This window comes from Coprococcus intestinihominis, from assembly GCF_040096555.1.
GTDB classification, from domain to species: domain Bacteria; phylum Bacillota; class Clostridia; order Lachnospirales; family Lachnospiraceae; genus Coprococcus_A; species Coprococcus_A intestinihominis.
This window is the reverse complement of record NZ_JBBMEK010000341.1, coordinates 1-2,894: the sequence shown is the minus strand read 5'-3', so window position 1 is coordinate 2,894 and position 2,894 is coordinate 1. Positions and strand designations below refer to the sequence as shown.

Sequence of the window (2,894 nt, the reverse complement as noted above, 5' to 3'; positions counted from 1 at the left end):
GAAATTTGCAATTCATACAGAATTTGATAAAATTATTATCCTTTCACCAAAGGCCTGGATCTCTCATACCAATGATCTGATTAAGAAATATATCCCAATGAGAGATAAGTTGGTTGTTATTCAAGGCGGTTCGACGAGAAATGAGACAATCATGAACGGCATTCGTTATATTGAAGAGAACTTTGGTCTGGATGAGGATACAATTATTGTGACTCATGATTCAGTTCGCCCGTTTGTTACCCATAGAATGATTGAGGAGAATATTCAGGCGGCTATGGCATACGGTGCTTGCGATACGGTTATTCCTGCAACGGATACAATTGTAGAGAGCAAAGATCATCAGAATATCAGTTGTATTCCAGAGAGATCAACCATGTATCTGGGACAGACCCCTCAGTCATTTAAGGCAAAGAAACTGCGGGATATATACCTGAATATGACAGAAGAAGAAAAGGAAATTCTGACAGATGCCTGCAAGATCATGGTGCTCAAAGGCGAGCAGGTTCGTCTTGTGGAAGGTGATGTGACAAATATCAAGATCACATATCCTTCAGATATCCGTATGGCAGAATCTTTGTTAGGAGGAAAATAGGGTGTTAAATACAGTTTATCAGTTAGTCAGACCTCGCCAGTTTGAAGTTGTTTTTAAAGATATTACCATGGATGACAAACATGTGATTGTTCATCCAACCCATTTATCTATCTGCAATGCAGATCAGCGTTATTATCAGGGACTTCGTGCGGAAGCTGTTCTAAAGAAAAAGCTGCCGATGGCTTTGATCCATGAAGGCATCGGCCGGGTAATCTATGACCCGACAGGCCATTTTGAACAGGGAACACTGGTAGTCATGATTCCAAATACACCGGTAGAGCAGGACGAGATCATCGCTGAGAATTATCTGCGCAGCAGTAAGTTCAGAGCCAGTGGCTTTGACGGTTTTATGCAGGAATATGTGAGCATGGAACCGGATCGGCTGGTTATTTTGCCGGAAGATATCAACCTTTCAGTTGCGGCGTTTACAGAGATTGTCAGTGTCAGCTATCATGCTATCCAGAGATTTCTTCGCTTTTCTCATGAAAGAAGAAATGTCATTGGTGTATGGGGCGATGGCAATCTGGGTTATATTACCTCTTTATTATTGAAGAAACTTTTACCGAATACAAAGGTTTGCGTATTTGGGGTCAATGAGTATAAACTGAACGATTTCTCCTTTGTGGATGATACTTACCTTGTCACGGATATACCGGAAGATCTTCATTTGGATCATGCCTTTGAGTGTGTCGGTGGGGCAGCTGCATCTAAGGCGATTAATCAGATCATTGATTATATCAATCCGGAAGGCACAATCTCTATTATGGGTGTTTCTGAGGATCTTGCACCGATTAATACACGAATGGTCCTTGAGAAGGGACTGCGGATTTTCGGCAGCAGCCGAAGCGGACGTGCAGATTTCCAGGGGTTGATCAATTTGTACAAGGAACATCCGGAGGTTGTCAATCATCTGGAAAAGATTGTGGGTGCAGAGATCAAAGTCAGAAGTATTGCAGATATGACAAAGGCATTTGAATCGGATATTCATAAGATTATGGGTAAAACCGTTATGATATGGGATAATTAGCAATGAAGAAGGTATTGAAGAAGATTTATGATGTTTTGCCAAATGGCACAAAAAAACTTTACTGGCAGACCAGGAAAAAGGTCGGTCAGATACTGATGTTTCGTATTGTCTTTCCGTTGGGATACAAACACTACATTAAAGGGAAGAAGATTAAAAGGGAAAAAGCAGTTTTTGTGGAAGTTCGTTTTGATGAGATTACAGACAGTTTCCGGCTTGTCTATGATCGCATGAAGGCGGATGGTTTTGATGTTCATGAGCAGTTTATTGAGAATATTAAACCGGGAAAGTGGGGATATATTAAGCGGTGTCTGAGAATGCTTGAAGACATTTCCGATGCTCATTATGTATTCCTGAATGACGCATGCAATGTGACCAGTTGTATTCCGTTGCGCAAAGGAACAAAAATTTATCAGTTATGGCATGCCTGCGGTGCATTTAAGAAATTCGGCATGAGTACGGCGGAGCTTATTTTTGGTGACAACAGAAAGTCTCTGGAGAAATATCCAAATTACGGCAATCTGTCTTACGTGACAGTCAGCAGTCCGGAAGTGATCTGGGCTTATGAGGAGGCCATGAATCTGAAGGACACAAAGACACAGGTTGTGGCAACAGGTGTCAGCCGTACGGATGTTTTTTATGATCAGCATTTTATTGAGCAGTCTAAAGCGGCTGTCTATTCGGTATGCCCGGCTGCGGAGAATAAGAAGATCATTCTTTATGCACCGACATTCAGAGGCCGGGTAGCTAAGGCTGAGAGCCCGGATTGTTTGGATATTCCTGCAATGAAGCGTGCATTGGGAGATGAATATGTATTATTGATCAAGCATCATCCGTTTGTCAAACAGCCGCCGGTTGTACCGGAGGATTGTGCGGATTTTGCCATGGATGTGACAAAGAGCCTGGAGATTGATCAGCTATTATGCGCCAGTGATGTATGCGTTTCAGACTACTCATCGTTGATTTTTGAATATTCATTATTTGAAAGGCCGATGATTTTCTTTGCGTACGATTTGGATGATTATTTTGACTGGCGCGGCTTTTATTATAATTATGATGAATTGACACCGGGGCCGGTTGTGAAAGAGACAGAAGAAATCATTGACTATATCAGACATTTGGATGCACGATTTGATCAGGCTCAGGTTCATGCTTTTAAAGAAAAATTTATGTCATCATGTGATGGCCATGCAACAGATCGAATTATGGCGTTAGTCTTAAATAGCGCTAACAGATCACGGAGGAATAAATAATGAAGAAAGTTTCAGTTATTGTACC

General features: G+C 41.6%; 3 protein-coding genes. All 3 read left to right on the top strand.

Features of this window, described 5'->3' with window-relative positions:
• The coding region (locus tag WMO25_RS16800) for an IspD/TarI family cytidylyltransferase (protein ID WP_349086302.1) at positions 1–592 on the top strand (592 nt) is incomplete at its 5' end.
• A gap of 1 nt (position 593) precedes the next feature.
• The gene (locus tag WMO25_RS16795) at positions 594–1,619 is read left to right on the top strand and encodes a ribitol-5-phosphate dehydrogenase (protein ID WP_349086300.1); all 1,026 of its coding nucleotides are present in this window, start codon (positions 594–596) and stop codon (positions 1,617–1,619) included.
• Between the two features lie 2 nt (positions 1,620–1,621).
• On the top strand, positions 1,622–2,869 hold the full coding sequence (locus tag WMO25_RS16790) for a CDP-glycerol glycerophosphotransferase family protein (protein ID WP_349086298.1): 1,248 nt from the start codon (positions 1,622–1,624) through the stop codon (positions 2,867–2,869).
• Positions 2,870–2,894 lie beyond the last annotated feature (25 nt).

Excerpts from the sequence above, each read along its gene's own strand:
- WMO25_RS16790 (WP_349086298.1), top strand. The coding sequence starts at position 1,622 with ATGAAGAAGGTATTGAAGAAGATTTATGATGTTTTGCCAAATGGCACA.